At 65.6% G+C, this 23,725-nt stretch carries 24 protein-coding genes; 15 read left to right on the plus strand and 9 right to left on the minus strand.

The genetic code is table 11. The annotated features are described in order from the left end of the window. On the plus strand, window positions 1-439 hold a 439-nt coding region (locus VJV41_RS11900), incomplete at its 5' end, for an OB-fold nucleic acid binding domain-containing protein (RefSeq protein WP_325333874.1). On the opposite strand, the gene VJV41_RS11905 is transcribed toward VJV41_RS11900, so the two are convergent. Then, a complete protein-coding gene (locus VJV41_RS11905; RefSeq protein WP_325333876.1) occupies window positions 436-2,379 on the minus strand; it encodes a cellulase family glycosylhydrolase in 1,944 nt (647 codons plus the stop codon). The genes VJV41_RS11900 and VJV41_RS11905 overlap by 4 nt on opposite strands. Before the next feature lie 1,090 nt (window positions 2,380-3,469). Between VJV41_RS11905 and VJV41_RS11910 the strand changes: the two genes are divergently transcribed. Beyond that, window positions 3,470-4,111, plus strand: a complete 642-nt coding sequence (locus VJV41_RS11910; RefSeq protein ID WP_325333878.1) for a nitroreductase family protein — start codon at window positions 3,470-3,472, stop codon at window positions 4,109-4,111. A 4-nt stretch (window positions 4,112-4,115) separates the two neighbouring features. On the opposite strand, the gene VJV41_RS11915 is transcribed toward VJV41_RS11910, so the two are convergent. Further along, on the minus strand, window positions 4,116-4,580 hold the full coding sequence (locus tag VJV41_RS11915) for a tRNA (cytidine(34)-2'-O)-methyltransferase (protein ID WP_325333880.1): 465 nt from the start codon (window positions 4,578-4,580) through the stop codon (window positions 4,116-4,118). Between the two features lie 257 nt (window positions 4,581-4,837). Between VJV41_RS11915 and VJV41_RS11920 the strand changes: the two genes are divergently transcribed. The 8 genes from VJV41_RS11920 to VJV41_RS11955 all read left to right on the plus strand — a co-directional run bounded on the left by VJV41_RS11920 (window position 4,838) and on the right by VJV41_RS11955 (window position 12,840). Further along, window positions 4,838-7,720, plus strand: a complete 2,883-nt coding sequence (locus tag VJV41_RS11920) for a sensor histidine kinase (protein WP_325333882.1) — start codon at window positions 4,838-4,840, stop codon at window positions 7,718-7,720. Next, the gene (locus tag VJV41_RS11925) at window positions 7,717-8,136 is read left to right on the plus strand and encodes a roadblock/LC7 domain-containing protein (protein ID WP_325333885.1); all 420 of its coding nucleotides are present in this window, start codon (window positions 7,717-7,719) and stop codon (window positions 8,134-8,136) included. The genes VJV41_RS11920 and VJV41_RS11925 overlap by 4 nt, the downstream gene beginning before the upstream one ends. A gap of 7 nt (window positions 8,137-8,143) precedes the next feature. Beyond that, a complete protein-coding gene (locus VJV41_RS11930; protein WP_325333887.1) occupies window positions 8,144-8,548 on the plus strand; it encodes a DUF742 domain-containing protein in 405 nt (134 codons plus the stop codon). After that, window positions 8,529-9,134 carry an ATP/GTP-binding protein gene (locus VJV41_RS11935; RefSeq protein ID WP_325333889.1) on the plus strand — a complete coding sequence of 202 codons (606 nt, stop codon included), beginning with the start codon at window positions 8,529-8,531 and terminating at the stop codon, window positions 9,132-9,134. The genes VJV41_RS11930 and VJV41_RS11935 overlap by 20 nt, the downstream gene beginning before the upstream one ends. A 3-nt stretch (window positions 9,135-9,137) precedes the next feature. Then, window positions 9,138-9,701: a pentapeptide repeat-containing protein gene (locus tag VJV41_RS11940; protein ID WP_325333891.1), complete on the plus strand. Its 564-nt coding sequence runs from the start codon at window positions 9,138-9,140 to the stop codon at window positions 9,699-9,701. A 90-nt stretch (window positions 9,702-9,791) separates the two neighbouring features. Then, window positions 9,792-10,274 carry an Rrf2 family transcriptional regulator gene (locus tag VJV41_RS11945; RefSeq protein ID WP_325333893.1) on the plus strand — a complete coding sequence of 161 codons (483 nt, stop codon included), beginning with the start codon at window positions 9,792-9,794 and terminating at the stop codon, window positions 10,272-10,274. Next, the gene (locus VJV41_RS11950; protein ID WP_325333895.1) at window positions 10,271-11,497 is read left to right on the plus strand and encodes a globin domain-containing protein; all 1,227 of its coding nucleotides are present in this window, start codon (window positions 10,271-10,273) and stop codon (window positions 11,495-11,497) included. Before VJV41_RS11945 ends, VJV41_RS11950 begins: the two co-directional genes overlap by 4 nt. Window positions 11,498-11,565: 68 nt before the next feature. Then, window positions 11,566-12,840 (plus strand): amidohydrolase family protein, encoded by a 1,275-nt coding sequence (locus VJV41_RS11955; RefSeq protein WP_325333897.1) that lies wholly within the window; start codon window positions 11,566-11,568, stop codon window positions 12,838-12,840. On the opposite strand, the gene VJV41_RS11960 is transcribed toward VJV41_RS11955, so the two are convergent. Genes VJV41_RS11960 through VJV41_RS11975 form a run of 4 tightly spaced genes read right to left on the minus strand, consistent with a single transcriptional unit; the run spans window position 12,837 to window position 18,759 of the window. Beyond that, window positions 12,837-15,215, minus strand: coding sequence for an excinuclease ABC subunit UvrA (locus VJV41_RS11960; protein ID WP_325333899.1), 2,379 nt, complete (start codon window positions 15,213-15,215; stop codon window positions 12,837-12,839). The genes VJV41_RS11955 and VJV41_RS11960 overlap by 4 nt on opposite strands. Window positions 15,216-15,219: 4 nt before the next feature. Then, complete coding sequence (locus VJV41_RS11965; protein WP_325333901.1) at window positions 15,220-15,639, minus strand: VOC family protein; 420 nt, start codon at window positions 15,637-15,639, stop codon at window positions 15,220-15,222. Window positions 15,640-15,644: 5 nt separating this feature from the next. Continuing rightward, the gene (locus VJV41_RS11970) at window positions 15,645-16,094 is read right to left on the minus strand and encodes a helix-turn-helix transcriptional regulator (protein WP_325333903.1); all 450 of its coding nucleotides are present in this window, start codon (window positions 16,092-16,094) and stop codon (window positions 15,645-15,647) included. Window positions 16,095-16,098: 4 nt separating this feature from the next. Beyond that, window positions 16,099-18,759 (minus strand): FHA domain-containing protein, encoded by a 2,661-nt coding sequence (locus VJV41_RS11975; protein WP_414684941.1) that lies wholly within the window; start codon window positions 18,757-18,759, stop codon window positions 16,099-16,101. A 64-nt stretch (window positions 18,760-18,823) separates the two neighbouring features. Here VJV41_RS11975 and VJV41_RS11980 point away from each other — a divergent pair, with 64 nt between their 5' ends. Beyond that, complete coding sequence (locus VJV41_RS11980; protein WP_325333908.1) at window positions 18,824-19,078, plus strand: hypothetical protein; 255 nt, start codon at window positions 18,824-18,826, stop codon at window positions 19,076-19,078. Window positions 19,079-19,239: 161 nt separating this feature from the next. Then, a complete protein-coding gene (locus tag VJV41_RS11985) occupies window positions 19,240-19,614 on the plus strand; it encodes a hypothetical protein (RefSeq protein ID WP_325333910.1) in 375 nt (124 codons plus the stop codon). On the opposite strand, the gene VJV41_RS11990 is transcribed toward VJV41_RS11985, so the two are convergent. After that, on the minus strand, window positions 19,611-20,798 hold the full coding sequence (locus tag VJV41_RS11990) for an NADH:flavin oxidoreductase (RefSeq protein WP_325333912.1): 1,188 nt from the start codon (window positions 20,796-20,798) through the stop codon (window positions 19,611-19,613). The two genes, VJV41_RS11985 and VJV41_RS11990, sit on opposite strands and share 4 nt — an antisense overlap. Before the next feature lie 39 nt (window positions 20,799-20,837). Here VJV41_RS11990 and VJV41_RS11995 point away from each other — a divergent pair, with 39 nt between their 5' ends. Then, on the plus strand, window positions 20,838-21,698 hold the full coding sequence (locus VJV41_RS11995; RefSeq protein ID WP_325333914.1) for a bifunctional methylenetetrahydrofolate dehydrogenase/methenyltetrahydrofolate cyclohydrolase: 861 nt from the start codon (window positions 20,838-20,840) through the stop codon (window positions 21,696-21,698). Further along, window positions 21,695-21,988: a DUF3017 domain-containing protein gene (locus VJV41_RS12000; protein ID WP_325333916.1), complete on the plus strand. Its 294-nt coding sequence runs from the start codon at window positions 21,695-21,697 to the stop codon at window positions 21,986-21,988. The genes VJV41_RS11995 and VJV41_RS12000 overlap by 4 nt, the downstream gene beginning before the upstream one ends. A gap of 9 nt (window positions 21,989-21,997) precedes the next feature. Here VJV41_RS12000 and VJV41_RS12005 read toward each other — a convergent pair whose 3' ends face one another. Further along, on the minus strand, window positions 21,998-22,621 hold the full coding sequence (locus VJV41_RS12005; RefSeq protein WP_325333953.1) for an AAA family ATPase: 624 nt from the start codon (window positions 22,619-22,621) through the stop codon (window positions 21,998-22,000). Beyond that, window positions 22,622-22,978 carry a type II toxin-antitoxin system prevent-host-death family antitoxin gene (locus tag VJV41_RS12010; RefSeq protein ID WP_325333918.1) on the minus strand — a complete coding sequence of 119 codons (357 nt, stop codon included), beginning with the start codon at window positions 22,976-22,978 and terminating at the stop codon, window positions 22,622-22,624. It abuts the gene before it with no gap. Window positions 22,979-23,120: 142 nt separating this feature from the next. Here VJV41_RS12010 and VJV41_RS12015 point away from each other — a divergent pair, with 142 nt between their 5' ends. Continuing rightward, window positions 23,121-23,723 carry a TetR family transcriptional regulator gene (locus VJV41_RS12015; RefSeq protein ID WP_325333920.1) on the plus strand — a complete coding sequence of 201 codons (603 nt, stop codon included), beginning with the start codon at window positions 23,121-23,123 and terminating at the stop codon, window positions 23,721-23,723. Window positions 23,724-23,725: the final 2 nt, after the last annotated feature.

The raw sequence follows: 23,725 nt of genomic DNA on the forward strand, positions 1-23,725 counted from the left end.
GTCGCACATCCCGCCACTGCCCGGCATGACCGAACTGGAGCTGGCCGCCGCCGACGTGTGGGCCACTGGCATTTCACCGGACAGCTATCCAACCCAGTTCCTGCGTGAGGACCTCGAGGCTATGGGGGTCGTCCCGGCGGCCGGACTGCTGGACGTGCCCGACGGAACACGGATATTGGTAGCGGGGGCGGTGACACACCGACAACGGCCCGCGACGGCCCAAGGGGTGACGTTCATCAACCTCGAGGATGAGACGGGGATGGTCAATGTCCTTTGTTCACCCGGGATTTGGGCGCGGCATCGCCGGTTGGCGCAAACGGCGTCGGCGCTGCTGATCCGTGGTCAGGTGCAGAACGCAAGTGGAGCAGTGACTGTGGTAGCCGACCGCCTGGCAAAGCTCACCATGGCGGTCGGCTCCCGCAGTCGCGACTTTCGCTAACTCGCCCCGCTCGAGTCCGACCCGCCTGAACCCGACGTCTTCGTCGAGCTAGCCGTGCCGCCGGTCGTGTCGCTGTTCGATGTGGTGCTTCCCGACCCCTCCGTGTCGCCGGTGGCGACCTTCGTCGGGCGGACCACCAGTCCCGTCCGCACAGGTTCGCGCATCTCGGTGCCGGTGGCGGCGCCGGCCGAAGCGCGACCCGAATCTGACTGTGCGGATGTGGACGACTTGGTTTCTCCTGCGTCCGACTTCGAAGTGGCGTCCGTCGACGTCTTCGCAGTGCCGTCGGTCGACGTCTTCGCAGTGCTGTCCGTCGATGTCTTCGTGGTGGCGTCGGTCGTCGACTTCGCAGTGCCGTCGGTCGTCGACTTTTCTGTGTCGGATGCCTTCGGATCCGCCGATGCGGTTGCGGTGCCCGAGGTGCTCGAACTTGCTTCCGTCGCAGTGGTGTCCGGCGTCTTCGCAGTCGTGGATTCCTCGGTCTGCGTCGCCGCCGCCGGCGTCGTCGTCGTCGCTTGGGACGTGGTCGTGGTGGTGGCGGTCGAAACATCCTGTGCTGCAACGTCTGCCGCTACTGCGGCTTCCGCGGAGCCGGACTTCGCCGCGTCGGAGGCCGACGACGTGTCCGAGGCTGTACCTGCCGCGTCCGCTTTCGCGGCCATGGCCGCCATGGTGGTTCCTTCAGCGACGTCGGCCTGCAGCGTTGCCGGTACCGATGCGGCTGCCGCGCCGCCCGGGTTGAAGATGTTGGCTATCGCCTGCGCGATGGAGTTGACGAACGAGTTCCAAGAATTGACGAAGTTCTGGACGGCGGCCTGAATCTGATTGAAGAACGCCTGCAGCGCCTGGGCCAGCTGGGTGCCGAGATCCGGCGGATTGGCCGGGCCCCCCGGGTCGGTCGGCGTCGGGTGGGCGGCGATCCAGTCCTTGATGACCTGGGCGGCCGCCTTCGCCGTCCAGTTGAAGTAGTAGAGGCCGAACGATCCGTCCTCGGTCGTCGTGCCGTCGATCCGGTCGCGCGTGGTGTAGATGAACGACGGGCCGGTGTAGTCCAGCTGCGACCACGCATCGAGGAAGTCTTTGATGAAGGCGGCCTGCTGCTGCTCGGTGACGGCATTCGGACCCGCTGTGGGCAGCCCGTACTCGCTTGCCCATATCTTCAAGGCCTGGTCCCCGTTGTCGATCATCATCTGCCGGATGGCGATCAGCTGCTCCAACGGCGAATTGGCATTCCAAGGCTTATCCCACGTCAATGCGCCTTCGGAGAACTTCGTCGTGTACTGGTACGGGTGAATCGACAGCGCGTCGAAGAAGCCCTTCGCGCCGTTCGCGTACATCGTCGCCACGAAGTCGCGGGCGTCCATCGTTATGCCGCCGAAGTTGACGACCGTACCGAGCACGCCTGCCACGACCAGCGCGCCGGCGTTTGCCGCCTTGATCGCCGTATACACCTGCTTCAACACCTCCGTGTACGCCACGGGATCGATTGTCGGAGACCAGGATTGAACGTAGTTCGGCTCATTCCACACCTCGTAGGCCGAAATGGCGTCGCCGAAATGGCTAGCGACCTCGCCCGCGAACGTCGCGAACTTCGCCGGGTCGGGTGCCGCCCCGTAGCAACCTAGGCAGCCATTGCCGCCCTGCCCGCCCCAGTACGGGGTGGAGTTCAGCACGCCGAGCACGGCCATACCTCGCGACTCGGCCTGGTTGACGATGAAGTCGACCTTGGACCAGTCGCGGTACCCGGCGAAAATGCCGCCCAGTGCCTGCGGGTCGTACGGCTGTACCCCACCCCAGGGGACCAGCACTCGTACGGTGTCGACGCCGAGGGACTGCATTTCGTCGAATGTCTTGACGATGTCGGCGTCCGACATGCCATATAGATCGGAATCGGCGATTCCGACGGTCGTCGACGATTCCTCCATTGCCACGACAGGCATGAAGTCAAGCTGGACCGGGACAGGTTTTGGGTTGAGCAAATAGGCCATCGCAGCGCACATAGCCGCCAGCGGCATGGCGGCTATTACGGCCGCGACCGCATATCGCTGGAGTCGACGAGTGGTTTGACGCCTCATAATCGCTCCCCCTGAGTACTTGATGAGTGAAACCTGGACTGACGGAGATCAAATTAACCGACGCGACAGTTAATTGCGACCCGATTGTTGATATCGAACTTCGTCGCGCTGCTTGCTACCGCTAAGTAACCGTTCAGCGCTCCTCCGAAGACGAGTTCCATCGCAAAATGTGCGACGGAAATGAACACTTTTAGCAACAGTAATCGTGGCAGGAATCGCGGAACTACATATATTGGCCAAGAGTCCCGTGAATTAATATAATCCGAGGTCAGCGTGCTCAGTAGTCGCCGTTTATCGGTAACTCAAATGAGCGAATGACGTCAAACGTGTCGTAGATGCGCGAAATTGGCAACATTTGAGAACCACCGTCTAGCTGAATTGCATCGTGGTTATTTGGCGCTTGAGCATTTGCTCTCGCGGGGTGGGGCCGCCGACATCTGATCTTGATTGGTTCGGTATTGTCGGGTGCGAACGAGGCGGGGAGCAGCGGCCGTCCGTCGCCGGCCCCATATTGACGGTGCATCGGCCAGGCCTGCCAAAGCCACCCAAACCGGCACAAAGCGCGACGGCTTTCGAGCGTGCGTCGCTCCTCGCCGTGTGACTTCGGAAAGCAAACGGTGCGAACACCGCGCAAAGCGCCCCTGCGACATTTTGCATTCGCTGAGGCGCCCAATCATCCAAACTGTGGAGATAATGTGTGCGATTGATGCTCGAGGGCTATCGCTCGGTTGGGGTGGACCAAATCTTGTCGACGGTGATCGTCAGCCGCGTGCTGTAGCCGGACGCCTGCACCGTTTCCGTCGGAGTCCAGGTTCAGGCTCACCCGCGGCATCGAGTACACGAAACAGGTCCGCGCCGTCCGAGTGGAACCCCACGAGCCGCGAGACCGGGTGGCCGGACTCCGAACCTCTTGAGTGAATTCGACTGACATGAAAGCGTATGTAGTGTCGGCGAAATGACCTTGAACTTGTCCGTCGACGACCTGCTGACCACGACCCGCTCGGTGCGCAAGCGACTTGACTTCTCCAAGTCGGTACCGCGCGAGGTGTTGATGGAATGCCTCGAACTCGCACTGCAGGCGCCGACGGGATCCAACGCTCAGGGCTGGCAGTGGGTTTTCGTCGAGGACCCCGACAAGAAGCAGGCCCTCGCCGATATCTATCGGGCGAACGCGACGCCCTATCTCGATCTCCCCAAGCCCGAGCGGGGCGACATCCGCGACGACCAAATCGACGCCGTGATGGGCTCGGCCAAATACCTCAACGAACACCTACAGGACGCGCCGGTGATGATGATCCCGTGCTTGGAGGGCCGACCCGACGGCGCACCCGCAGGGATGTCGGCCTCGTACTGGGGATCGCTTCTGCCGGCCGTGTGGAGCTTCATGCTCGCGCTGCGCTCCCGCGGCTTGGGGTCGGCGTGGACGACGCTTCATTTGGTTGGCGATGGCGAAAAGCAGGCGGCCGAGCTCCTGGGCATCCCGTTCGACCAGTACGCGCAGGGCGGGCTGTTCCCGATCGCCTACACCAAAGGCACGGACTTCCGTCCTGCCAAACGGCTGCCCGCAGCGCAACTGGCCCACTGGGACACCTGGTAGGTCGTCACACCGCGCCGATGAACCCCTGTTGCCGCCACGCCTCGTAGACGGCCACCGCTGCGGCGTTGGACAGGTTCAGTGACCGTCGGCCCTCCAGCATCGGGATGCGTACCTGTGCCGTGATGTGGGGGTCGGCCAGCGTCGCGGCATCCAGCCCGGTCGGCTCCGGGCCGAACATCAATACATCGCCGGGACGGTAGCTGACGTCGGCGAACGACGATGTCGCGTGCGCGGTGAACGCATAGACACGTTCAGGCGACAGCGCGTCCCACGCGGTCTGCAGATCGTCGTGAACGGTGACCGATGCGAGGTCGTGGTAGTCGAGGCCGGCCCGGCGCAACTTGGGTTCGGACAGGTCGAATCCGAGCGGTTCTACAAGATGCAATTCGCATCCTGTGGCGGCGACCATCCGGATCGCGTTGCCGGTGTTGGGTGCGATACGCGGCGAGTAGAACATCAGCCGAAACATTCGATGATGATGTCAGTTCCGAATGCAGCTGAGACTTCGGCCATTTGCTCGCACAGCACGAAACGGCTTGGCGCACTGGTTATGAACTCTGTCTGTTCAGTAAGAATTGTGGAAACGGCGGGGTATGGCTGGCATACTCGACCAATTGCCAGGCGTAGAACGCCCGCCCGCAGGAGGGCGAAATCAGCAGGAAGCCTTATGAACCACGCTGGATTACTGAAATGCGGACAGGCGGCCGATAGCACCGGTGGGCGCCGATGACTGCGTTCTCGCAGCTGAAGCAGGCTGACGGCACGCTCGTCGATTTCGAACCCAAGGCGCAGCCGCCGGCCAAGCGGCCCTCACGATGGGCGCTGACAAATTGGTCGGTTCGCTGGAAAGTCTTCGCGATCGTTTTAGTGCCGCTGGTGTTGGCCGGAACGTTCGGCGGATTACGCATCTACACTTCTGCGACCGAGGCATCGGATTTGCGGCGTGCCGCCGACCGCGCAGAAATGGTGCCGGCGATCGAGAGCTACATGGCCTCGCTTGAAGGCGCGATGCTGGCGAGTTCGACCGGCGGCGACACCCAGGCCGCGCTGTCCAAATTCGACTCGAGCAGACAGGAACTGCAGCGCCGGCTGACCGATACCGACGTCGCGCCCGATGTGAGCACGGGCGTCAACACGATGATCGCCGGCGGTCAGGCCCTGATGGACAAGATCACGTCGAACAGCATCGGGCTGCGCGACCGGGTGCAGGCCTATACGCCGCTCCTGCTCACCGCCGAAGACGCGATCAACGGCTCCGTCCGAGTCGACGACGAACGCATCCGCGCCGAGACGCTCGGCCTGAGCCGCGCGGTCGGCGCCCGTGGTCAGATGATGATTCAGCAGCTGCTGGTGAACCTCGGCGGCGAGCTGCCCGAGCCCGAGCTGCGCATGTCGATGAACACGGTGGCAGGCACGGAGCCGTCGACACTGTTCGGCATGAGCCAGGTGCTCGGCGTCGGTTCACCCGAGGCTCAGAAGCTGCAGCAAGAGTTCGTCAAGCGGATGGCCGTGATCTCCGATCCGGCGGCGGTGCTGGCGAACAGCCCCGATCTGAGCGCGTCGATCCAGACCACCAACCAGATCGCGGGCAAGATCGTCGCCGACACCACGACCTCGGTCACCGGGGCCGTAGAAGACAAGGCCTCGGCGCAGCGCACCGCCGCGATCCGCGACTCGGCGATCGTCATTGCCGCGATGCTTCTTGCCCTGCTGCTCGTCATCCTGGTGGCCCGATCGCTTGTCCGTCCGTTGCGCAAACTGCGCGACAGCGCGCTCAAGGTCGCCCACGACGACCTTGCCCGCGAGATCGAACGCGTCCGCGCAGGCGGCGAGCCGGCGCCGGTGCAGCCCATCCCGGTGCACACCTCCGAAGAGGTGGGCCAGGTCGCACACGCCGTCGACGAGTTGCATGAGCAAGCGGTCTTGCTGGCGGGTGAGCAGTCCCGCCTGCAGCTGCAAGTGAGCGATATGTTCGAAACACTGTCGCGGCGCAGCCGCTCGCTGGTCGATCAGCAGCTGTCACTGATCGACCGCCTCGAGCGCAACGAAGAGGATCCCGACCGGCTGGAGAGCCTGTTCCGCCTCGACCACCTCGCTGCCCGCATGCGCCGCAACGGCGCCAACCTGCTCGTGCTTGCGGGCGCCAAGGTGCCGCGCGAACAAGCCCAGCCGGTACCGGTCTCGGCGATCGTGAATGCCGCCGCTTCCGAGGTCGAGGACTACACCCGCGTTGTCACCGCGACAGTGCCAGACAGCGAGATCCTCGGCCCCGTCGCGGGCGACCTGGTCCACCTGCTGGCTGAGCTTCTCGACAACGCTCTGCGCTACTCGCCCCCGATTTCACAGGTGCGGGTATCGGCGGTGCACACCGGCAACGGCGGGCTTGTCATCGAGGTGAGCGACATCGGGATCGGCATGACCGAGTCGGATCTGCGGGTCGCCAACACCCGGCTTCAGTCCGGCGGCGAGGTCAATCCCTATACCGCACGGCACATGGGCCTGTTCGTGGTCGGACGGCTCGCCGCGCAGCACGGGCTGGTGGTGCGGTTGCGCAGCACGATTGCGGGCGAACCGAATTCGGGCACCACGGCCGGCGTGTACATCCCGTCCGACCGGCTCATGCGCGGTGGCATGCCCGACCAATACAGCGGCCCCGAGTACGGCACCCCCGCCGACGCGCACTCGGGGATCCTCACCGCGCTGGCCCTCGACGAGGATCACGACGACTACCCCGACTACTCCGATGAGCCGATAGCGCATGAGTACCGCAACGGCCACGCAGAGGTGCCGATCTCGCTGCTGCCGCAACGCAATCCGGGTGCCAGCGGGATCTCCGACATCCCGGCGTCACTCGCGGCGCCCGAGGAACCGGAAGTGCAGCAGTGGCCGCAGGAGGAGCAATGGCCGGCCGACTCGATGCCGGCGCAGACGGCCGAGCCCACTCCCTGGGAGCAGCCGCCGGCGCCCACGCCCGACGTCGTCGGAAGAGTCGCGCCGACCGATACGTCGGCGTTCTTCGCCTCCCGCGCACAGGCTGCCAGCAACGGCGTGCCGACACCACCGCCTGCGCCAGAGCCGGAGCAGCAGCGCCCGGCCGAGGTCGAGCAGCCCGCAGAGCAACAGGTGCATGAGGTGCCGGTCCAGCAGGTCTCGTATGAACCGTCGGCGACGGCGGGAGCGGACGATGCCATTTATCAGAAGATGTTGTCGGAGTGGCTGGTCGACCCGACCGAGCTGGCCAACAGCGAGGATCTCAACTGGGAATCGGTGTGGGATCACGGCTGGTCAGCAGCGGCGGCCGCCGAGGAAGCGCCTGTGCAAGAGCACACCGAGGAGGGCCTGCCAATGCGCGAGCCTGGTGCTCGGCTGGTGCCCGGCGCGGTGGATGCCGGTGCCCCGTTCAACGGTGGAGCGCACCGCAACGGGGGAGCGCACAGGAACGACGACGACGATGACGAGGTAGCATCGGCGGCTGAGTTCGGTGCCGGCCCGCAGGCGATGCCGCTGCGCGATCCGGATGCTCTCCGCGCGAGCATCAGCAACCATTTCGGTGGCGTGCACGCCGGTCGATCACATGCCCATGAAGTTAGAGGAACAGATAACGAATGACCTATCCGCCAAGTTCGACGCAGCGTGAATCGCTCGACTGGCTGGTCTCCAAGTTCGCCCGCGAAGTTTCCGGTGTGTCCCACGCGGTGCTGGTGTCGGCCGACGGCCTGTTGATGGCGGCCAGCGAGCACATGCCGGTCGAACGCGCCGACCAGCTCGCCGCGGTGGCCTCGGGGCTCGCGAGCCTGTCGACCGGTGCCGCGCAGCTGTTCGACGGCGGATATGTTCTGCAGTCGGTCGTCGAGATGGAAAACGGCTACCTATTACTGATGCGTGTCGGTGACGGTTCGAACCTGGCGACGCTGGCCACGCGCAACTGCGACATCGGCCAAATCGGTTATGAGATGGCGATTTTGGTGGAGCGAGTAGGCGCCATGGTCCAGTCGTCGCGGCGACGCGCCCCGCAGCACTCGTGAGCGGCCTATGGACTTTCCGGAGGGCAGGGGGACGACCGGGGAATCATCCTGGGAACGGGAAGCCGAGGAGGAACCGAACCTGGTCCGGCCGTACACCCTGACGTCCGGACGTACCAATTCCCGCATCGATCTCCCGCTGGAGGCCGCGGTCGAGGCGCTCGAAGCCACGAAGCCGCCTCGCTGGCCCACCAAAGATGTGCGCGGCCAGATCCTGACCTTGTGCGCCGAGAGCCCGTCGGTCGCCGAGATCGCGGCCCGTCTATCGGTGCCGCTCGGCGTGGCGCGGGTGCTGGTCGGCGATCTGGTGACGCAGGGTTATCTGCGGGTGCACGCCACCCTTGGCGATTCGGCGACGAACGACGAACGACGCGAACTGATAGGAAGGACGCTGCGTGGCCTTAGGGCGCTCTGAGAGACACCTCGCGACCAACGCCGCCGCGAGGCGGGAGGCCGCCTCGACGAAGATCGTCATCTCTGGCGGGTTCGGCGCAGGCAAGACGACGTTCGTGGGTGCCGTCTCCGAAATCATGCCGTTGAGAACGGAGGCGTTGGTCACCAACGCGTCGGCGGGCGTCGACGGCCTTGAGGCCACCCCGGCGAAGAACACCACCACGGTGGCGATGGACTTCGGCCGGATCACTCTGGACGAGGACCTGGTGCTGTATCTGTTCGGCACCCCGGGGCAGCGCCGGTTCTGGTTCATGTGGGACGACCTGGTGCGCGGCGCCATCGGGGCGATCATCCTGGTGGATGTTCGCAGGCTGCAGGACAGCTTCGCCGCCGTCGACTTCTTCGAGGCCCGAAATCTGCCGTTCCTCGTCGCGGTCAACGAATTCGACGGGGCGCCAAGGCATCCGGCCCATGCGGTGCGCAAGGCGCTCGCGCTGCGCGACAACATCCCGGTGATCACCGTCGACGCCCGCGATCGGCATTCGGCGAAGGCGGCGCTGATCGCCGTGACCGAGTATGCGCTGGACATTCTGTCGCTGCACGGCTGACGCGTGAGCGACGAAGAAGCGGTCTGGGTCGAACGGGAATTCGAGGGTCACGACTTTCGCGACGACGACCTGAGCCGGCTGCGCACTGAGCGGGTCGTGTTCGACGAGTGCGATTTCCGCGGAGTGGACCTGACCGAGTCCGAACACACCGGCTCGGCCTTCCGCAACTGCACCTTCCAACGGGCAACCCTGCACCACAGCACCTTTCGGCAATGCAGCTTTCTCGGCTCGGTGTTCACCGATTGCCGGATGCGACCGCTGTCACTGCAGGAGGTGGATTTGACGCTGGCGGTGCTCGGCGGTTGTGATCTCCGCGGTGTCGACCTATCGGACTGCCGGCTGCGTGAGGCCGGCCTCGTCCAGGCCGATCTGCGTAAGGCGGTGCTGCGCGGCGCGGATCTGAGCGGCGCGCGAACACAGGGCGCCCGGCTCGACGAGGCCGACCTGCGTGGCGCGCGTGTCGATCCGACGCTGTGGACCACCGCGACGCTGCGGGGTGCGCGGATCGATATCGATCAGGCGCTGGCTTACGCCGCGGCGCACGGCCTCGACATCCACGGCGCGTAATCGCTGGTCAAAAAACCGCACGTCACAGCGTGTTTAAGCACACAGCCGGAAAAGTCGCATCTGTGATGCGGAATTACTACCGTCCGTCATATGCAACTCACCCGGTTCACCGACCTCGGCCTGAGGACCATGATGCTGCTGGCCGCGGGCGAAGCCGAGGATCAGCGAGTCACCACCCGCGTCATCGCTCATGGCGCAAACGCTTCAGAACACCACATCGCCAAGGCCGTGGCCCGGCTGGCCGACCTCGGCATGGTGCATGCGCGGCGCGGCCGGGTCGGGGGACTGACCCTCACCGATGCGGGACATCGCACATCCGTCGGCTGGCTCGTCCGTCGCCTCGAAGGCGATAAGGAAGTCATCGAATGCGGCGGCACCGACCCGTGCCCGCTGGTGCCGGCGTGTCGCCTGCGCCGTGCGCTGGCGGAGGCCAAGGAAGCGTTCTATCGCGAGCTCGACCGGTACACCATTGACGACTTGATCAGGGACACAAGGCTTCCCGTGCTTTTGGGGCCTTCGCTTTCCCTCGGGCTTCAGACAGACCACCAACCTACCGAAAGGACCGTCCGATGACCGCCGCCCTAGCCACCCCTGTTGAACTGGAACCTCACCACGCCGAGATCGTGTCGGCGACGCTTCCGTTGATCGGTGCGCACATCGACGAGATCACGGCTGAGTTCTACCGCCAGATGTTCGGTAACCACCCCGAACTGCTGCGCAACCTGTTCAACCGTGGCAATCAGGCCCAGGGCGCGCAGCAACGTGCCCTGGCGGCGTCGATCGCGACCTTCGCGACTCATCTCGTCGACCCCGACCTCCCGCATCCGGCCGAATTGCTGTCCCGGATCGGGCATAAGCACGCATCGCTGGGCGTCACGGCCGACCAGTATCCGATCGTCCACGACAACCTGTTCGCCGCGATCGTCGCGGTGCTGGGTGCCGACACCGTCACCGACGAGGTGGCCGCCGCCTGGGACCGGGTGTACTGGATCATGGCGCAGACGCTGATCGACCTGGAGCACGATCTCTACGTCGCCGCCGGTGTGCCCGACGGCGAGGTGTACCGCCGTGCACGCGTGATCTCCCGCGTCGACGATCCGTCGGGTGTGGTGCTGCTAACCGTCCGCCCGATGGGCGAGCCGTTCTCGGGTTTCGTTCCGGGACAGTATGTTTCCGTGGGCGTCACAATGGCCGATGGTGCGCGCCAGCTACGTCAGTACAGCCTCGTCAATGCCGCGGGAACAGATGACTTGACGTTCGCGGTCAAACCGGTCGGCGGCGTCGAGGGCGAGCCGGCCGGCGAGGTGTCCACCTGGATCGCGGCGAATGTCTGCGTAGGCGACATCCTGGATGTCACCGTGCCGTTCGGCGATCTGCCCGCTCCCCAAGGCGGTGAGCCGCTGGTCCTGATCTCGGCGGGCATCGGGGTCACCCCGATGATCGGCATCCTGGAGTTCCTTGTGAGCGAGGTCCCTGACACGCCGGTGCGCGTCCTGCACGCCGATCGGAGCGACCAGAGTCACCCGCTGCGAGAACGTCAGCACGAGTTGCTCGCCCAACTGCCGAACGCCACCCTCGACGTCTGGTACGAGGACGGTCTGACGGCCGGGCAGGCCGGTGTGCATCCCGGATTGCTGACGCTGGACGGCATCGATTTGCCGGAGGCGGCGCAGATTTACCTGTGCGGGAACAACGGATTCGTGCAGGCGGTGCGTTCGCAGCTCGTCGCCCGCGGCGTGCCTGCCGCGCGTGTGCATTGCGAGCTGTTTTCGCCCAACGACTGGTTGTTGTCCTGAACGACTCCGGTCCACCCCAAAGAGACGAATCGTGCCTGCGTCGCCCTGCTCGAGGGGAGGATGAGCCAATGGCTGATACCTGGGACACGATCGACCATTACGTCGTCATCTCGACGGACACCCACGCAGGGGCCGATCTGTACGACTACAAGCCGTACCTGCCGACTCGACTTCACGACGACTTCGACGCTTGGGCCAAGACCTACGTCAGCCCGTTCGACGACTTGGTCATCGCCACCGCCCAGCGCAACTGGGACCACGAACTGCGGATGTCCGAAATGGACGCCGACGGGGTGGCCGCCGAGGTGCTGCTTCCCAACACGATTCCGCCGTTCTTCCCGACCACACCCAACATCACGATCAGCCTGCCGAGCACCCGTGAGGAGTTCGAAAAGCGTTGGGCGGGTGTGCAGGCCCACAACCGCTGGCAGATCGACTTCTGCTCGCGGGCCCCGGCGCGCCGCCGAGGATTGATTCAGATCTTTCCCAACGACATCGACCTGGCCCTCGACGAGATCCGCTGGGGCGCTGAGCAGGACTGCTTCGGCGGCGTGTTGGTGCCCCCGGTCTCGCCAGGGGATCCGAATGTCGCCCCGCTCTTCCATACCCGCTATGAACCGCTCTGGGCGCTCTGCACCGAGCTGGACCTCACTGTGGTTCAGCACGCCGGCGCGGGCAGTCCGATGATGCCGATGGATCAGCCCGCGTCGAACGCGGTGCTGATCACCGAGATGGCGATGTGGGCCCAGCGCACCGTCTCGCATCTCATTCTTGCCGGGGTCTTCGAGCGCCACCCAACACTGCGATTCGTCCCGACGGAGCAGGGCACCATGTGGTTGCAGTTCCAGATGATGACTCTCGACGCCATGGTGCCCAGCATGAAGTCCGAAGCGGGCAACCGCACCTACGGGATGTTCGGCGGCTCGTCGATCGACGAACTGAGCATGGCGCCGAGCGACTACGCGAAGCGGAATTGCTACCTGGCTTCCGAACTCATGCCGTTCGAGTCCTCGATGATCGAGTACATGAGCGCAGACCACATCATGTGGGGCAGTGACTATCCGCATGAGGAAGGCTTTGCGCCCCACTCCAAGTTGGCCATCCGGTGGGCTCTGCACGACCAAACCGAAGACTCCTGCCGCAAGATACTGGCCGGCAATGCAGGGCGTCTTTACCGGTTCGACCTCGACGCCCTGACACCAGTCGCGGCCCGGATCGGCCCGACGGTCGCCGAAGTGCATACGCCGTTGGAGGACACCGGCTATCACGCTCCGGCGGCGTTCGGCTACCGGCCGTTCGAGGGCGGGCTCGCGCTCAAGCGCCTCGCCCCGGCACGCGGCTAGCCGCCGGCGTAGGCCGCCAGGTGCTCACCGGTGAGGGTGGAGCGGGCCGCGACGAGATCGGCTGGTGTGCCCTCGAAGACGATCCGGCCGCCGTCGTGCCCGGCGCCCGGCCCAAGGTCGATGATCCAATCGGCGTGCGCCATGACCGCCTGGTGGTGCTCGATGACGATGACCGACTTGCCGGAGTCGACGAGCCGGTCGAGCAGGCCGAGTAGCTGCTCGACGTCGGCTAGGTGCAGGCCCGTGGTCGGCTCGTCGAGGACATAGACGCCGCCGTCGGCACCCATGTGTGTCGCGAGCTTGAGTCGCTGTCGCTCTCCGCCGGACAGCGTGGTGAGCGGCTGACCGAGAGACAGGTAGCCGAGCCCGACGTCGGCAAGTTGTGCGAGAATCTTATGCGCCGCAGGAACTTTCGCGTCATCTGAGCCGAAGAACTCTAGTGCGTCGGTCACCGGCATCGCGAGCACTTCGCTGATGTCGCGCCCGCCGAACGTGTACTTCAAAACCGATGCGTCGAACCGCTTACCCTCGCACTCCACGCAGGTGGTGGCGACTCCGGCCATCATTGCCAGGTCGGTGTAGATGACGCCGGCCCCGTTGCAGTTCGGGCACGCGCCCTCGGAGTTGGCGGAGAACAATGCCGGCTTCACGCCGTTGGCCTTCGCGAACGTCTTGCGGATCGGGTCGAGCAGCCCCGTGTACGTTGCCGGGTTGCTGCGGCGCGAGCCACGGATCGGGGTCTGCTCGACCGACACCACCCCGTCGCGCCCGGCCACCGATCCGGCGATCAGCGAGCTCTTGCCGGAGCCCGCCACGCCGGTCAGCACGACCAGGACGCCGAGCGGTATGTCGACGTCGACGCCCTGGAGGTTGTGCGTCGTCGCGCCGCGAATCTCCAAAGCGCCGTTGGGGTTCCGCACTTCCTTCTTCAGCCCGGCGCGGTCGTCGAGGTGGCGGCCGGTGATGGTGCCGCTGCCCCGCAGGCCTTCGATGGTGCCCTCGAAGCAGACCTCGCCACCCGCCGTGCCGGCGGCGGGACCGAGGTCGACGACGTGGTCGGCGATCGCGATGGTCTCCGGCTCGTGCTCAACGACGAGCACGGTGTTGCCCTTGTCCCGCAGCCGCAGCAGCAGATCGTTCATTCGCTGGATGTCGTGCGGATGCAGACCCGTGGTGGGCTCGTCGAAGACGTAGGTGACGTCGGTGAGCGGCGATCCGAGGTGGCGAATCATCTTGGTGCGCTGGGCTTCACCGCCTGAGAGCGTGCCGGACGGCCGGTCGAGCGAGAGATAACCCAGCCCGATCTCGGCGAACGAATCGAGGCTGTCCTGCAGCGCCGCCAGCAGCGGCGCGACCGACGGCTCATCGAGCTCCTTGACCCATTCGGCAAGGTCGCTGATCTGCATCGCGCAGGCCTCGGCGATGTTGAGGCCCTTGATCTTCGACGACCGGGCCAGAACGGACAGCCGCGTGCCACCGCATTCAGGGCAGATGGTGAACGTGATGGCCCGCTCCACGAAGGCGCGGATGTGCGGCTGCATCGCGTCGACATCCTTGGACAGCATTGACTTTTGGATCGTCGGGATCAGCCCCGCATACGTCAGGTTGACGCCTTCGACCTTGATCTTCGTCGGCTCCTTGTGGAGCAGGTCGCCCAGTTCCTTCTTGGTGTACTTGCGGATTGGTTTGTCGGGGTCGAAGAAGCCGCAGCCGCGAAAGATGCGGCCGTACCAGCCGTCCATGCTGTAACCGGGGATGGTCAGCGCACCCTCGTTGAGCGACTTGCTGTCGTCGTACAGCGCCGACAGGTCGAAGTCGCTGACGGAGCCGCGGCCCTCGCAGCGCGGACACATTCCGCCCGTGATGGAAAAACTGCGACGCTCCTTCACCGTCTCGCCGGCGCGTTCCATCGTGACCGCGCCTGCGCCGCTGATCGAGGCGACGTTGAACGAAAACGCCTGGGGCGAACCGATATGCGGCTTGCCGAGTCGGCTGAACAGGATGCGCAGTATCGCTCCTGTGTCCGTGGCGGTGCCGACGGTCGAGCGAGGGTCGGCACCCATCCGCTGCTGGTCGACGATGATCGCGGTCGTCAACCCTTCCAGTACGTCGACGTCGGGCCGCGCCAGCGTCGGCATGAAGCCCCGCACGAAGGCGCTGTAGGTCTCGTTGATCAGCCGCTGCGACTCCGCGGCGATCGTGTCGAACACCAAAGAGCTCTTGCCCGAGCCCGAGACGCCGGTGAACACAGTCAGCCGGCGCTTCGGGATTTCGATGCTGACGTTTTTGAGGTTGTTCTCCCGCGCGCCGTGCACGCGGATCAGGTCGTGGCTGTCGGCCGCCTGCAGCGCAGGCGATTTCGTTGTCCTGCTCATCGCGTCAGCGCAGCTCCTGGATGCGGACCATGTTGCCGGCGGGATCGCGAAGGGCGCAGTCGCGAACTCCATAGGGCTGTTCCGTTGGCTCCTGGACGATCTCGGCTTGTCCGTCTTGCAAGCCGGCCTGCACTCGCTCGAAGGTGCCGTCGAGGTCTTTCGTGGCGAGCAGGAGCGTGCCGTAGGTGCCCTTGGCCATCATCTCGTGGATGACGCGGCGCTCGTCGTCGGTGAGACCGGGAGTGGCGTCCGGCGGGTACAGAACGATGTTGGTGTCCTGACCAGGAGGGCCGACGGTGATCCAGCGCATCTTGCCGCCTCCGACGTCGAGGCGGACCTCGAAGCCGAGGACGTCGCGATAGAACGCCAGGGATTCTTCCGGGTCGTCGAGCGGGAGCATGCTGGAGTGAATTGTGATGTCCATGTCGCTCACGCTAGATGGAGCGCGACCGCGGGCGCTTCTCGATTCCTGATCGGTCTCGTCACCTGTTTCTCCACGCATGACGGCATCCCCTCCGTCACGTGAGCTGTCTGTTCCCGATAAGCACTGGGCGGCATCCCGACCAGCTCGGTGAAGCGCGTGCTGAACGTGCCCAGCGACGAAGAGCCGACCGCGAGACACACCTCGGTGACGGACATGTCGCCGCCGCGCAGCAGCGCCATCGCGCGCTCGATGCGCCGTGTCATCAGGTAGGAGTACGGCGACTCGCCGTAGGCGAGCTTGAACTGGCGCGACAGGTGCCCGGCCGACATGTGCGCGTCGCGGGCAAGCTTTTCAACGTCCAGCGGTTGCGCGTACTCGCGGTCGATTCGGTCTTTGACGCGGCGCAGCCGAACGAGGTCGCGCAGGCGTTGCTCCGAGGTGGCTTGGGAAGTCACCGGTTCATCCGCCCTTGAGGCGAATCTTCCAGCGCACGAAGCTCAGGTAGCCGACGCAGATCGCGCCGAGCATGGCCATGTTGAACCACCACGCGCCCGGGGTGTGCTTCCAATGCGAATCCTGCGGAGTCAGCGGGCCGGGGACGAGTCTGAGTAGATCGATCGTCGACGCGGTAGTGGCGAATCCCCACCGCGCCGGCGTGAACCACGACAACTGGTCGAGCACCATCCGGCCGGTCACCGGGATCATGCCGCCCTGGAACACCAGCTGCGACATGATCGCGATCACCAGCAGCGGCATGATCTGCTCGTTCGACTTGGCCAGCGCCGAGAGTGCCAGGCCGGTCATTGCCGCTGCCACACAGCAGGCCGCGACGTCGACGTACAGCTCCAGAGTCCGAGGGGGTATCACCGCGCCACTGGTGACGGCCCCCGGGCCCCACTTCTTGCCCCACACGTTGATGCCGACGACGATCGCCGACTGCAGCAACGCGAACCCGGCGAAGACGAACACCTTGGCCAACATGTACGCAGTTGTAGACAGCCCGACCGCTTGTTCGCGCAGGAATATCGCCCGCTCACCGATGAGGGCGCGGATCGTCAACGCGGTACCCATGAAAATGGCGCCGACGTTGAGCAGAACCAGGATCTGCCCCGGCTCGTTCGGTGCCTCGCCACCTTGTATCGCGGGAACGGGGACGCCGAATCCGACGTCGCCGGGCACTGACAGCGACAGCACACCCATGATGAATGGCAGGAACGCGAGGAAGATGAAGTAACCGCGATCTGACACGATCAGCCGCATCTGGCGACGAGAGATTGTCGAGAATTGTTTTCGCAGGCTGGTTTTCGTTGGCGCGCCGAGGTCCGTCGGTTGTTGCGCCGGCGGCTGCGGGGGCGGAGGGCCGTGCTGGGCGATGAACCGCTTGTTGGCCGAGTCCGGGTCGCCCGCGACGGAGCTGAAGATGTCGGCCCAGTTCGTGGTGCCCATCGACGCACCGATCTCGTCGGGCGGGCCGTAGAACGCGGTCTTACCGCCCGGCGCGAGCAGCAGCACTTGGTCGCACACGTCGAGGTAGGTCAGCGAGTGCGTGACCACCAGCACAACGCGGCCGGCATCGGCGAGCTGGCGCAGCATCGTCATCACCTGCCGGTCCAGCGCGGGGTCCAGGCCGGACGTCGGCTCATCGAGGATCAGCAACGACGGGCCGGTCAGCAGCTCCAGTGCCACCGATGCGCGCTTGCGCTGCCCGCCCGAGAGTTTGTCGACGCGTGTGTCGAGGTGATTGGTCATCTCGAGTTCCTCGAGCACCTCGTTGACGACCTGTTCGCGGTCTGCCTTGTTTGTATCGGGTGGCAGCCTGAGTTCGGCCGCATACATCAGCGCCTGCCGGACGGTCAGCTGTCCGTGCACCACGTCGTCCTGCGGCACCATCCCGATCCGGGAGCGCAGTGAGGCGTACTCGGCGTGGACGTCGTGTCCTTCGAAGGACACCGTGCCCGTCGTCGGATGGGTGTAGCCGGCCACCAACCGTGCGAACGTCGACTTGCCCGCACCCGATGGCCCGATAACCGCGGTCAGCATGCCGGGGCGCGCGGCGATCGAGATGTTGTCCAGCAGCGTCTTGTTGCCCTCGATGGTCCACGTCACGCCGTGGACCTCGAGCCCGCCGGTGCGGGTCGCGGCCTCGGTCTCCGTGCGACGCGCCAGCGTTCCGCCGGAAAACACGAGGTCAACGTTGCCGATCGTGACGGTGTCGCCGTCGTGCAGCACCGCCGACTCGACACGCGCACCGTTGACGAATGTGCCGTTGATGCTGCGGTTGTCGAGGATCTCGGTGCCGCCGGGCTTGGGCACCAACGTCGCGTGGTGGCGCGAGGCCAGCACGTCGGGAATGACGATGTCGTTGTCGGTGGCCCTACCGATCTTGACCGACCCCGGCGGAGCCTTGGGAGGGCTCCCGGGCCGCAGGATCTTCAGCATGCTCGTCGCGAGGTTGCCCTCACTCGTGCGCGGGGCCGCCGTCGGACCCATCGCGGTGACCGACTCCAGCGACGGCGATGAGATCGGGACCGCGGGAGTGGACACCGGCGAGGCCGGCGCCGGGGTGGGCGCATGCGCTGCGGGTCCGCTCGGATATCCGGGCTGGGGGCCGGAGGGATATCTCGGCTGCGGGCCGGACGGATGCCCCGGCTGCGGGCCAGACGGATACATCGGCTGTTGGCGCGGCGGCTGGATGTGTGGGCGCGATGTATGCGGTGGCTGTGGCGTCTGGGTGGGCCACGACGTGCTCGGTCGCGCGGCCAGCGGCACCGACGTGGTCTGCGGCGGCGTGCCGGCGGATCCCTGATGGCGGCCCACCTCGAAGGTGAGTCTCGGGCCGTCGGGATTGCCGATATTGACCTGCTGCCCGTCGTGGATGTCGACGGCGGGCACGCGACGCCCGTTGACGTACATCCCGTTCAGGCTGCCGTTGTCGATCGCTACCCAGCGGCCCTGGTCGAATCTGACCACCAGGTGCGCACGAGAGATCAGCGGGTGGGCGATGCGGACGTCAGCCCGCAGGTCGCGGCCGATGACAACATCATTGCCTGGCGCGAAGGTGCGCGTAGAGCCGTCGTACCGAACGGTCAGCGCGGCTGGGGCTGGTCGGCTCATCGGCACCAACTCTATCTGCAACACCGCCGCGCGCGGCTAAGTGCACTGGGCGCGTCAGGACGCGGCCGCGGTGGTCACCGCCAACGCCGATGCACTCGGACTGGCGGACTGGCCGCAGGAGTTCGTGGCCCGCAGAAGACGTTTGCACCGCAAACTGCACCGGAGCCTGGCTTACCTGCACGTGGACGCCGACCGGGTGACTGCCGCCCTGATTGACACCCCGTACGCGGTCGCGCGCCGCCACTTGCTGCCCGGGGCTGTTATCCCGAAGAGCGCCGACGCGATTGTTGAGGATTGCGCGCGCGCCCTCATGCGCCGTAGTTAACTCCTGTGTCTCGGTTCGGCGAGTCGGGTTGTGCGCTGCTGTACGGCGTGATCTGCTATGCAGTGGTCACTATGAACGAGATGACGCGCAGGCATGGCAAACCGCGCCTACTGACGCATGCGATAATTCTATGCGTCGTCGCGACGGCGACGTGTTCGAGCGTGATCGGTTTGCTCCCGGTGGCCGGCGCGCAGCCCGAATCGTTCTCCACCGATGATCGCGGATTCATCAACACGGCGGCGCGCTGCGAAAAGCCGAAGTTCGCCGTCGCGATCGGACGCACGGACCAATCGCTGGTCGCGATCTGCGTCGACGGGCGTGGGCATTACGAATACCACGGCATGCGGCTGAAGGACCGGTCCGTGCTGACGGTCCCGGCCAAGGCCACGGCCGACGGCAAGTTCATCGTCGACAACGCCGGCTTCACGTACGTGTTCTCGCCGAAGGAACTGCTGATCGCACAGGGACCACACGTGATCCGCAAGGAAGCGATGGTCGCCTACGTCGAGCCGCGGATGGCGTCACAGGCCCCTTAGCCCGGCGAACCCGTCACCACGCAGTGGGTGTGGCTGTAGATGGTGGCCATGCACTGGTTGCAGTGGGTGCACCTGGATAGCACCGAATGGGCGTCGCCGTCGGCCTGGATCCGGTTGATCAGATCGGGTTCGGCTAGTAGCGCCCGTCCCATCGCGACGAAGTCGAAGCCTTCGGCCATCGCCAGGTCCATGGTTTCGCGGTTGGTGATGCCGCCGAGCAGGATCAGCGGCATCTTCAATTCGGCGCGGAACAGCTTGGCGTCGCGCAGCAGATATGCCTCGCGGTAGGGATATTCGCGGAAGAACTTCTTGCCGGTCATCCGGATGCCCCACCGCAGCGGTGGTTTGAACGCGTTCGCGAATTGCTTGACGGGGGCGTCGCCGCGGAACAGGTACATGGGGTTGACCAGTGAGCTGCCCGCGGTCAGTTCGATGGCGTCCAAACCGCCGTCGGATTCAAGCCACTTGGCGGTCTGCAGCGACTCTTCGATGGAGATGCCGCCGCGCACACCGTCGGCCATGTTCAGTTTCGCGGTCACCGCGATCTGGTCGTTCACCGCGCGCCGCACCGCCAGCACCATGCCGCGGGCCACCTTGGCGCGGTTCTCGAGTGACCCGCCGAACTCGTCGTTGCGCCGATTGATCAAAGGGCTCAGGAATGAGCTGGCGAAATAGTTGTGGCCCAAATGGATTTCGACCGCGTCGAAGCCGGCCTCTACCGCGTACCGAGCCGCGGCGGCGTGTGCGTCGATGACGTCCCTGATGTCGTCTTCGGTGGCTTTCTTCGCGAACCGCATCGCGATCGGGTTGAAGAACCGCACCGGCGCCAGCGCCTTGGCCTTGTTGGAGCGCGCGTCGGCGACGGGCCCGGCGTGGCCGATCTGGGCGCTGATCGCGGCGCCCTCGGCGTGGATGGCGGCCGTGAGCTTCTGGAGCCCCGGGATGGCCTGCGGCCGCCACCAGATCTGCCGTCCCTCGGTGCGTCCACCGGGTGACACGGCCAGATACGCGACCGTCGTCATCCCGACGCCACCGGCGGCGGGCAGCCGGTGATAGGTGATCAGGTCGTCGGTGACGAGCGCGTTTGGCGTCGACGCCTCGAACGTCGCCGCCTTGATGATGCGGTTGCGCAGCGTCACTGGGCCGAGTTTGGCCGGGGTGAACACATTGGGCTGAGTGTTCATGCAGGGGAGCCTGCCACACGGCATGTCAGACTGGCAGCCGTGGGACGTGCGATCACACTGGACGGCAAGGCCACGCGCGACGAGATCTTCGTCGACCTCACCGAACGGGTCGCGGCGCTGACCGCGGCAGGACGGACGCCCGGTCTGGGCACGGTGTTAGTCGGCGACGACCCCGGCTCGCACGCGTACGTGCGCGGCAAGCATGCCGACTGCGCGAAGGTCGGCATCAATTCGATTCGCCGCGATCTGCCCGCCGACATCAGCCAGGCCAAGCTCGACGAGACCATCGACGAGCTCAACGCCAACCCCGAGTGCACCGGCTACATCGTGCAGCTGCCGCTGCCCAAACACCTCAACGAGAACGCCGCGCTCGAGAGGGTCGACCCGGGCAAGGACGCCGACGGTCTGCATCCGACCAACCTCGGCCGGCTGGTGCTCAACGAGCCCGCGCCGCTGCCGTGCACCCCTCGCGGAATTGTGCATCTGCTGCGCCGCTACGAGGTCGAGATCGCCGGGGCGCATGTTGTGGTCATCGGGCGCGGCGTCACCGTCGGCCGGCCGCTGGGTCTGTTGCTCACCCGTCGGTCCGAGAACGCGACGGTGACGTTGTGCCACACCGCAACTCGGCATCTGCCGCAATTGACTCGTGAGGCCGACATCATCATCGCCGCCGCGGGTGTGCCGCACATGGTGACGGCCGAGATGGTGCGCCCGGGTGCGGCGGTGGTCGATGTGGGGGTCAGCCGTGACGCCGCGGGCAAGCTGGTCGGCGATGTGGCGCCCGATGTGTGGGAGGTCGCGGGGCATGTGTCGCCCAACCCGGGCGGGGTAGGCCCGTTGACGCGAGCGTTCCTGTTGACCAACGTCGTTGAGCGGGCAGAGGCGCTGGCCCGGCAGTGACCGTCCGCGAGTTCGCCCGCAAGGTGTTCGGCGGGCAGTGGCCGATTCTGGTGGTCGGGCTGATCTTCGTGGCCGCGTTCGGTCTGGTGGTCGCGGGCTACTGGCGTCGAGGCGCATTGGTGCTCGCAATCGGTGTCGGTGTGGCCGCGGCTTTTCGGCTGGCACTGCCCGACGACAGGGCCGGGCTGCTTGCCGTGCGGAGCAGGATGGTCGACTTCGTCACGACTGCGACGGTGAGCGCGGCCATGATCTATGTCGCCTGGACGATCGACCCGCTGGGCACCAGCTAGCGCGGCGGCTCAACCCAATTTCAGCGCGGCGGCGACGATCGGCTTCGCCCACTCCGGCGTCGACGACAGATCGGGCGGGCCGACGATGCCGCCCCGATCGACGTGCAAGACGAGTACGGGTTTGGGCGCCTTCCCGGCGACGGGGTCAGCGTCGGCGGAGTTGTCATACACCCGCAGTTCGGTCAGTACCGGCAGCAACTGGATCAGGTTCAGCCGGCTGTGGCGCCACCGGCGGCGGATGCTGGACTCGGGAATGTCATGGCCGCCGGCTTGCACACGGTTGCGCACCCGTTCGATGTGCAGCTCGGCACTGGCCAGCCCGACGTACCAGATGCGAACCTCGATGCCCTGCGACGCCGCCTCGGTAAGGAGCCGCGGGATGGTGCTGCCGCCGAGCGTCGTCTCCAACGCAAAGTCCTTGCGTTCCTTGATCGCTCGTTCGAGCAATCGCCTGCCTTGATGCCACGCCGTGGCGTTCGCCTTCGTCTGGTCGAGCCCTGGGTTGGCAGCGATCAGCGCCCGGGCCGCCTCGTCCGGGTTGTAGTAGTCGCTGCCGGCCGCGCGGAACATCGCGCCGCCGATGCTGCTTTTGCCCGCGCCGTTGACTCCGGCGAGGACGTAAAGCCGGGTCAGTCAGCGCCGCCGTTTCGGGCGGGCCGCTTTCACCGCGGCGCGGCCGAGCTCGTCGGGGGTGGCGTCGAACGCCGACACCATGGCCGCCTTGGACTTCGGAGTCTGCATACGCTCCAGCAGGGCGTCGAACTCTGCGGTCAACTCGTCGAGCGCCGGGGCGGCGGCTCGCGCCAGCGCCTCGAACTCGGCATACGACAACAACACCGCCCTGGGCGTGTTGTGTTTGGTGATCGCAACCGCGCCGCCACCTGCCGCCTGCTCGAAGATCGAGCCGAACTCGTTCTTGAACCGCGTGGCCGCGACGGTGGGCACGTCGACCAGCTCACCGTCGCGGTTGCGATACGTCAGAGTAGCCATAATGGACATTCTAGACGTAATAACCAGAATGGCCATTTATGAGCTGATTTATCCCCAGTCGCGAATCCCACCGTTCTGACATTCAAAACAATGCCCGTCAGGCAATTTTGCCTACTGTGCAACTTGTGGCTAATCTGGTTGCATGAGCGCCACACTCGGACTTCGGGAGCGCAAGAAGCTCGGTACCCGCTGGGCCCTGAGTGATGCGGCATTGGAGCTGGCGTTGGAGCGGGGGCTGGAGAACGTCACTCGCGAAGACATCGCCAATAGGGCCGGCGTATCGCTGCGGACCTTCAACAACTACTTCACGGGCAAGTACGAGGCCGTTGCCTTCCGGCAGATCGATCGAACGCGACAGAGCCTCGCGGCCTTCCGCGAGCGACCCGCCGACGAGCCGCTGTGGTCGGCGATCACGGAGGCAATGCTTGCGCCGCTGGAAGCCGAGGGCGCCGCGGACATGCGGCCGACACCCGAGGAGCTGGCCGTGATCCGGGAGCTTCTGTCCGCCCGGGATCTGCGCGCCGCTCTGACGAGGGACCTATTCGCCGATTGGGTCGACGCGATCGCGGAACGCACAGGGACCGATCCGGCGCGCGATATGTACCCACGATTGATCACTGCGGTCGTCCGCGCGGTCGGTGAAACGGCGATGGAGGCCTACGCCTATGCCGATCCACCCGTGACCTATACCGAACTCCTTCGTCGCGGCTTTGCCGATGTCGCGGCCGGACTGCCCGAAAGGTGATG

The sequence above is a fragment of the Mycobacterium sp. genome (genome assembly GCF_035274705.1).
GTDB lineage: Bacteria > Actinomycetota > Actinomycetes > Mycobacteriales > Mycobacteriaceae > Mycobacterium.

Coding starts and splice junctions, on each gene's coding strand:
- VJV41_RS12010 (WP_325333918.1), bottom strand. CDS start 22,978: ATGGCTACTCTGACGTATCGCAACCGCGACGGTGAGCTGGTCGACGTG.
- VJV41_RS11925 (WP_325333885.1), top strand. CDS start 7,717: ATGACCTATCCGCCAAGTTCGACGCAGCGTGAATCGCTCGACTGGCTG.
- VJV41_RS11990 (WP_325333912.1), bottom strand. CDS start 20,798: ATGAACACTCAGCCCAATGTGTTCACCCCGGCCAAACTCGGCCCAGTG.
- VJV41_RS11965 (WP_325333901.1), bottom strand. CDS start 15,639: ATGGACATCACAATTCACTCCAGCATGCTCCCGCTCGACGACCCGGAA.
- VJV41_RS11930 (WP_325333887.1), top strand. CDS start 8,144: ATGGACTTTCCGGAGGGCAGGGGGACGACCGGGGAATCATCCTGGGAA.
- VJV41_RS11910 (WP_325333878.1), top strand. CDS start 3,470: ATGACCTTGAACTTGTCCGTCGACGACCTGCTGACCACGACCCGCTCG.
- VJV41_RS12015 (WP_325333920.1), top strand. CDS start 23,121: ATGAGCGCCACACTCGGACTTCGGGAGCGCAAGAAGCTCGGTACCCGC.
- VJV41_RS11945 (WP_325333893.1), top strand. CDS start 9,792: ATGCAACTCACCCGGTTCACCGACCTCGGCCTGAGGACCATGATGCTG.
- VJV41_RS11915 (WP_325333880.1), bottom strand. CDS start 4,580: ATGTTTCGGCTGATGTTCTACTCGCCGCGTATCGCACCCAACACCGGC.
- VJV41_RS11955 (WP_325333897.1), top strand. CDS start 11,566: ATGGCTGATACCTGGGACACGATCGACCATTACGTCGTCATCTCGACG.
- VJV41_RS11920 (WP_325333882.1), top strand. CDS start 4,838: ATGACTGCGTTCTCGCAGCTGAAGCAGGCTGACGGCACGCTCGTCGAT.
- VJV41_RS11950 (WP_325333895.1), top strand. CDS start 10,271: ATGACCGCCGCCCTAGCCACCCCTGTTGAACTGGAACCTCACCACGCC.
- VJV41_RS11905 (WP_325333876.1), bottom strand. CDS start 2,379: ATGCCTGTCGTGGCAATGGAGGAATCGTCGACGACCGTCGGAATCGCC.
- VJV41_RS11960 (WP_325333899.1), bottom strand. CDS start 15,215: ATGAGCAGGACAACGAAATCGCCTGCGCTGCAGGCGGCCGACAGCCAC.